The sequence below is a fragment of the Streptomyces sp. NPDC057010 genome (genome assembly GCF_042673805.1).
GTDB lineage: Bacteria > Actinomycetota > Actinomycetes > Streptomycetales > Streptomycetaceae > Streptomyces.
The window spans coordinates 1-2,941 of sequence record NZ_JBHUSC010000124.1; the positions used below are offsets into that span (position 1 = coordinate 1).

At 71.4% G+C, this 2,941-nt stretch carries 4 protein-coding genes; 1 reads left to right on the plus strand and 3 read right to left on the minus strand.

The window, feature by feature from the left end:
- The 3 genes from ACFTXQ_RS36520 to ACFTXQ_RS36530 all read right to left on the minus strand — a co-directional run.
- Window positions 1–650 (minus strand): NADH-quinone oxidoreductase subunit C (locus tag ACFTXQ_RS36520; RefSeq protein WP_382649960.1); only part of this gene is annotated, 650 nt, incomplete at its 3' end.
- Window positions 647–1,225 carry an NADH-quinone oxidoreductase subunit B gene (locus ACFTXQ_RS36525; protein WP_215011235.1) on the minus strand — a complete coding sequence of 193 codons (579 nt, stop codon included), beginning with the start codon at window positions 1,223–1,225 and terminating at the stop codon, window positions 647–649. The genes ACFTXQ_RS36520 and ACFTXQ_RS36525, both read right to left, overlap by 4 nt.
- Window positions 1,216–1,623: an NADH-quinone oxidoreductase subunit A gene (locus ACFTXQ_RS36530; protein WP_361941261.1), complete on the minus strand. Its 408-nt coding sequence runs from the start codon at window positions 1,621–1,623 to the stop codon at window positions 1,216–1,218. Before ACFTXQ_RS36530 ends, ACFTXQ_RS36525 begins: the two co-directional genes overlap by 10 nt.
- Before the next feature lie 146 nt (window positions 1,624–1,769).
- Between ACFTXQ_RS36530 and ACFTXQ_RS36535 the strand changes: the two genes are divergently transcribed.
- On the plus strand, window positions 1,770–2,941 hold a 1,172-nt coding region (locus tag ACFTXQ_RS36535; protein ID WP_382649963.1), incomplete at its 3' end, for a sensor histidine kinase.

Below are 2,941 nucleotides of genomic sequence, written 5' to 3' on the forward strand. Positions count from 1 at the left end.
CCCTCGCGCGGGGTGAGGGCCGCGGCGCCCGCGGGGCGCGGGGTGCGGGCCGGGCGGGCGGGGGCCGGCGGGAGCTGGCCCTTCATCGGGCCCCAGTCGTTGGGGTCCGGGACGCCCGGCGGAAGCATCTGGCGCCGCTTCGGCGCGTCCGGGTCATGCGCCTCGCCCGGCTCCTTGGCACCGGGCCAGGCCTTGGCGACGCGCGCGGCCAGGACGAAGTCCTTGCGCAGCGGGTGCCCCTCGAAGTTCTCCGGGAGCAGGAGGTGCACGAGGTGCGGGTGGTCGGTGAAGGTCACGCCGAACATCTCGAACGTCTCGCGCTCGTGCCACTCCGCGCCCGCGTACACGGCGACCGCCGACGGCAGGGAGGGAGCGGAGTGCGGGACGGTCGTGCGCAGCAGGAGGCGCCGCACGCGGTGGTTCTCCAGCGACACGACGTGCGCGCAGATCCGGAAGCCGGTGCCCGGCTCGTCGACCGCGCTCAGCCAGTCGAAGTAGGTGCAGCCCAGCTTGTCCCGGGCGATCTCGAGGGAGGAGATCCACGAGCCGACGGGCACGTCCACCGTGAGGAGGTCGTACGAGACCTCGGCCACGGCCTCTTCGCCGAAGACCGTCGCGGCCGCGTCGGGGAGGGAGTCGTAGAGGTTCATGCGCCGGCCCCGGGGGGTGTGACCAGGCCGCTCGTCAGCTGGGCCACGGACGGACCCGACGCGTAGCGGTCCGCCAGCGACTCGCGGGCGATCTTCTCCTGGAGCTTGAGGATGCCCTGGAGCAGCGCCTCCGGGCGCGGCGGGCAGCCGGGGACGTAGACGTCGACGGGGATGATCTGGTCGACGCCCTTGGTCACCGAGTACGAGTCCCAGTACGGGCCGCCGCAGTTGGAGCAGGCGCCGAAGGAGATGACGTACTTCGGCTCCGGCATCTGCTCGTAGAGCCGCTTCACGGCGGGGGCCATCTTGTCGGTGACCGTGCCCGAGACGATCATCAGGTCGGCCTGGCGCGGCCCGGGCGCGAAGGGGATGACGCCGAGGCGGATGAAGTCGTGCCGCGCCATCGACGCGGCGATGAACTCGATCGCGCAGCAGGCGAGTCCGAAGTTGAAGACCCACAGGCTGTACCGGCGGCCCCAGTTCAGGACCACCTTCATCGGTTCGGGGGCCAGGCGGGAGAGGACTCCCAGGCGCTTGGGCTCCGGGAGCAGCTCCGGCTGAGGTGTCACGTCCATTCGAGGACGCCCTTCTTGTACGCATAGAGCAGGCCGACGGCCAGGAAGCCCAGGAAGATGAACATCTCCACCAGGGTCGTGGCGCCGTAACCGGCGGCGGCGAACACCGTCGCCCACGGGAAGAGGAAGATCGAGTCGACGGCGAAGATGACGTAGAGGAACGCGTAGACGTAGTAGCGGACCTGGGTGTGCGCCCAGCCCTCGCCCACCGGGTCGACGCCGCATTCGTACGTCAGGAGCTTCTCGTGCGTCGGGACCTCGGGCCGCAGCAGGCGGCCGGCGCCGAAGGCCACGGCCACGAAGAGCACGCCGAGGGCGGCCAGCAGACCGACGACCGAATAACTCCGGAAGTAGTCCGCCGCGAGCACGGTTACGGTCGATACCGTTGGTTCAGGCACGTCCGTTCCTCGCTCCTCGGTCAGTGTCGACGATCTAATACAGGCGGGAGTCTAGGGCCTGCTCACACGGGGTGGGGTTATCCCCCGTTCACTGCACCCCGGTCACCCCATGGCATCGGCGGCCGCGCCTTGGCAGGCTGTGCCGCATGAGCATGAGCCAGGGCATCGCCGACAACGACCGGCCTCCCCCCGTCCGACCCGTCTTCAGCGCTGTGACGTGGAAGGAGATCGCCCATCTGGTGAGCAACCTGCCCGTGGCGATCGTCGGGTTTGTTTACGCGGTTGTCATGGTTTCCGGCACGGGCGGTCTGTCCGTGACCGCGGTCGGACTTCCGCTGCTCGCATGTGGTCTCTATCTGTCTCGGCAGTTGGGACGGCTGGAGCGGGCGCGCGCCCGGGCGCTGCTGGGCGTACGGGTGGAGGAGCCCAGTCCGATTCCCGGCCCGAAGCGGGCCGGCGGTTTCTTCCCCTGGCTGTGGACGAGCATCAAGGATCCGGTCGGCTGGCGGACGGTGCTGTACCAGCTGGTCCGGCTGCCGTGGGGGGTCTTCACCTTCACGGTAGCCCTGACCGGCCTGTTCGTGCTGTGGCCGGTGCTGCCGTACGTGGTGCGGCTGCTGGCGAACGCGGACCGCGCGATGGTACGGGGACTGCTGTCGCCCTCGGACGAGCTGGAGCGTCGGATCGCCGAGCTGGAATCCGACCGGGGCGTGGTGGTCGACACCGCGGCGGCCGACCTGCGGCGCATCGAGCGGGACCTGCACGACGGGGCGCAGGCGCGGCTGGTGGCGCTGGCCATGGGGCTGGGCCTGGCGAAGGAGAAGCTGCTGGAGGACCCGGAGGGCGCGGCGGCGATGGTCGACGAGGCCCACGGGGAGGTGAAGCTGGCCCTGCAGGAGCTGCGGGACCTCGCGCGCGGGATCCATCCGGCGGTGCTGACCGACCGGGGGCTGGACGCGGCGCTGTCGTCGGTGGCGTCGCGGTGCGTGGTGCCGGTGAAGGTGGCGGTGGATCTGCCGGCGCGGCCGGCGGAGGCGATCGAGGGGATCGCGTACTTCGTGGTGTCGGAGCTGCTGCAGAACGTGAGCAAGCACGCGGGGCCGGACGCGCGGGGTGCGGGTGTGGAGGTGTGGCGGGAGGGGGCCCGGCTGCTGATCCGGGTGTCGGACGACGGGCGCGGCGGAGCCGCGGCCTCCGGCGGGAGCGGGCTGGCGGGGCTCGGGGAGCGGCTCGATGCGGTGGACGGGGTGCTGGTGGTCGACTCCCCCGCCGGCGGGGGGATCCGAGCCGTGTTGCGGGCTCCCGTCGCGGGGCGGAC